Annotated in this window: 1 protein-coding gene; it reads right to left on the bottom strand. The window is 51.5% G+C overall.

The genetic code is table 11. The features are described from left to right. Positions 1–3,355, bottom strand: a 3,355-nt coding sequence (locus ACWA2B_RS27755) for an amino acid adenylation domain-containing protein (protein ID WP_449292861.1), incomplete at both ends; no start/stop codon positions are given.

Below are 3,355 nucleotides of genomic sequence, written 5' to 3'. Positions count from 1 at the left end.
AGATAGATACACGCATCAGTGCATCCTTGGCCAGATCAAAGCCCCTCCGCTGATCTCCACGCGTGAACTCCTCGATATACTGCTCTTGCGCCGACTTCTCCTTCTCACGTATATCCTCTACGTACAGTTCTCCGCGTTTATTCCGGTACACCACTTGCAACGGCTGGTCCTGCAAATCGCTCCGGAAGTTGGTCCGCAGTGCTGAATGACGCTTTACCAGCAAGTCCAGACTGGCAGCGAATGCAGTGAGATCCAGCGTTCCCTTTAGTTCAAAGGTGGACTGCTCCACATAGGCGCTCGATTGGAAATCCAGCATGTTGTGAAACAGCATGCCTTTTTGCATCGGCGTCATGGGGTACATATTCTCAAGCTCTTCGTCAGACTGAATCTGCTCCACCATCCGGTTCAGTTCTTCAAGGCTTAAGTCTGAAAGCAGCACATCACTTGGCGTCAATTCGGATTGCTCCCGAGATGCACAATGCTGAACTACTTCCAGCACGTTCTGCTTGAATTGCTCTGCTAGTTGCTCAGCAGCATTTTGTTGGAGTGCCTTAATGTTGTATTGAATACTTAATTCCAGCATGCCATCTGTAACGAGTCCTCCCACGTCCATAACACAGGACATTTGGGTCAGTTCATGAGTACTGGCTCCGCTGGAATATGGAGAAAAATGCATGCCGCTATGCTGCAGTGTCTGATCAAATTCGCCCAAATAATTAAAGCTTATCTGTGGCTCGGCATATGTTGCCCCGGACGGTCCATTCTGGCTGAGATATCTCCAGATGCCATACCCAATTCCTTTACGTGGAATGCTTCGCAGCATCTCCTTCATCCGTTTGATGTGCCCGGAGATATCATCTTCCCGGTTTATCCGCAGCAGTACCGGGTATTGACTCGTAAACCAGCCAATCGTCCGTGATATATCTGTATCCTTTAGGATTTCTTCCCGGCCATGGCCTTCGAGAAGAATCGCTACCTTTTCATTGCCAGTCCAAGCGCTTAACGTCTTGCCGAGTCCCGTCAACAACAGATCATTCACTTCTGTGTTGTACGCGCGGTGGGCTTGCTTCAGTAATTGGTCAGTCTCTTCCTTCGTAAGCCTCACATTTACGATACCCATGTCTTGCTGCATAAACCTATCGCTATGCTCTTGGGACACTGGAAGTTGGGACGAATCGTATGCCGCCGATTCGTTCACTTGCTTCCAGTATGCGTGCTCACTTTCCATCTCAGGGCTGTCGGCATAGGCTGACAACCGCTCCGACCACACCCGGAAGGAGTCTGTTTTGGCCGGGAGCTGTATGACTTCTCCACGTACAGCCTGCTCATAGGCATTCGACAAATCTTCCAACAGTACCCGCCACGATACGCCATCTACCACCATATGATGAATAGCCAGTAGCAGATGGTCCCCATCAGCGCAGTGGAACAGACCCACTTTCAGCAAAGGTCCTTCATCCAGTCGGATGCTACTCTGAATAGTGTTGGCACTGGCTTCTATAGCTTGACCCAATGTGGGACCGATTGGCACGTCTTTGAACTCGACCACTTCTAGATCATACAGCTTCCCTTCCTTCACTCCGCGGTTCCACGCTTTCCAGCCTTGATCCGTCTGGCGGAACACCATCCGCAACGCATCATGGTGCACCACCAACTGCGTCAATGCCTGGCGTAGCGACTCTTCCTCGAATCCTTGCTCCCGCTGAAGCATAACTGCCTGATTAAAGTGGTCCGGCACAGGCTGTCCTTGCTCCACAAACCACTGCTGAATCGGCGTCAGCAGCACAGCTCCGCTAACCTCTTCCTGATCAGCTAATTGGGTATCCGACACACGCAGGTGCGTAGCTAGCTCAGCAACCTCAGGGTACTTAAACAAGTCTTTGATATCCAGCTTGTATCCTGCCTGCAGCAAGCGTGAGGATACCTGAATCGCCTTGATCGAGTCCCCGCCCCGATCAAAAAATTGATCCGTCAATCCGACCGGACCGCCGCCCAGCACAGCCTCCCACACATGGGCCAGCGCCTGCTCCGCTGCTGTCCGCGGAGCCCTATATTCCTGCGTGGAGCGGGAAATCTGCTCCGGTGCCGGCAATGCCTTACGGTCAATTTTACCGTTGGGTGTGAGCGGCATTTGCTGCATCTGAACAAAGTACGAGGGAACCATATAATTCGGGAGTTCTTCACTCAGCAGCTTGCGAAGCTCACTCCCCGTCACTTCCCGTTCTGCCACATAATAGGCAACCAGTTCGTGTTGGTTTTGGCTGTTTGCATGTGCCAGTACGATGACCTCTTGCATGCGATCTGCCTTCAGCATAGCCGCCTCAACTTCGCCCAGTTCAATCCGGTAACCGCGAATTTTGACCTGCTGGTCGATCCTGCCCAGGTACTCAATGTTGCCGTCCGGCATCCATCTTGCCAGGTCGCCTGTCCGATACATGCACTCATAGCCTGCTTCCCCATCTACAAACGGATTAGCCACAAATTGTTCAGCCGTTAATTCCGGGCGGTGCAGGTAACCGCGCGCCAATCCTGGACCGGATACACACAGTTCGCCTGGGATTCCTGCTGGTGCAAGCTGCCCATGTACATCGACCATATACACGCGGTGATTCGGTACAGGGCGTCCGATTGAAATAGACACTCCTGCTTCGGGACCTTCCGGTGCAAGCCAAATAGACGTTGTTATGGAATTTTCCGTAGGACCGTAGGCATTGTAGTATGTCACATGATCCTTCCATTTGGATAACAATTCTGATGAGGCAGCCGAACCGCCTGTAAACAGGATGCGCAGATCCGGCATTCGTTCCGGATTCAAGTATACAGCATAGGTCGGCGGCAATATCGTAATTGTAATTCGATGATCCGCCATATACTGCTCAAACTTGTCATAGTTGAGAATGGTTTCTGATGTCGGGATGCATAAAGTGGCCCCGTTGAAGAGCGCCTGAAGCATTTCCCAGATCGAAGCATCAAAGGAATAACTGGCAAACGATACGACACGATCCGAGCCGCTGATCCTCAACGTCTCCCTGAAGTACGTATGCAGATTGCAGAGACCATGATGCTCAAGCATGACTCCCTTAGGCTGGCCTGTCGTTCCAGACGTATAGATTACATACGCTAGGTTATGAGGACCGGATGTGGCTTCCAAATTCGAACCATCCCTGTGATATGCAGATATGGCTTTTCCTTTTGCCTCAGCCGTACTTGCACCCGCACTGCCTTCACCCATTTCTGCATCCAGCAGCAGTACCTTGCCCCTAAATTCCACTTTTCCAACCAAATGCTGCTGCGTTAACAGCAGTTCCGTACCTGAATCGTCCAGCATATAACGGATGCGGTTCTCCGGATAAGT

The sequence above is a fragment of the Paenibacillus sp. CMM36 genome, assembly GCF_053570945.1.
This window is presented reverse-complemented; position numbering and strand designations above follow the sequence as displayed.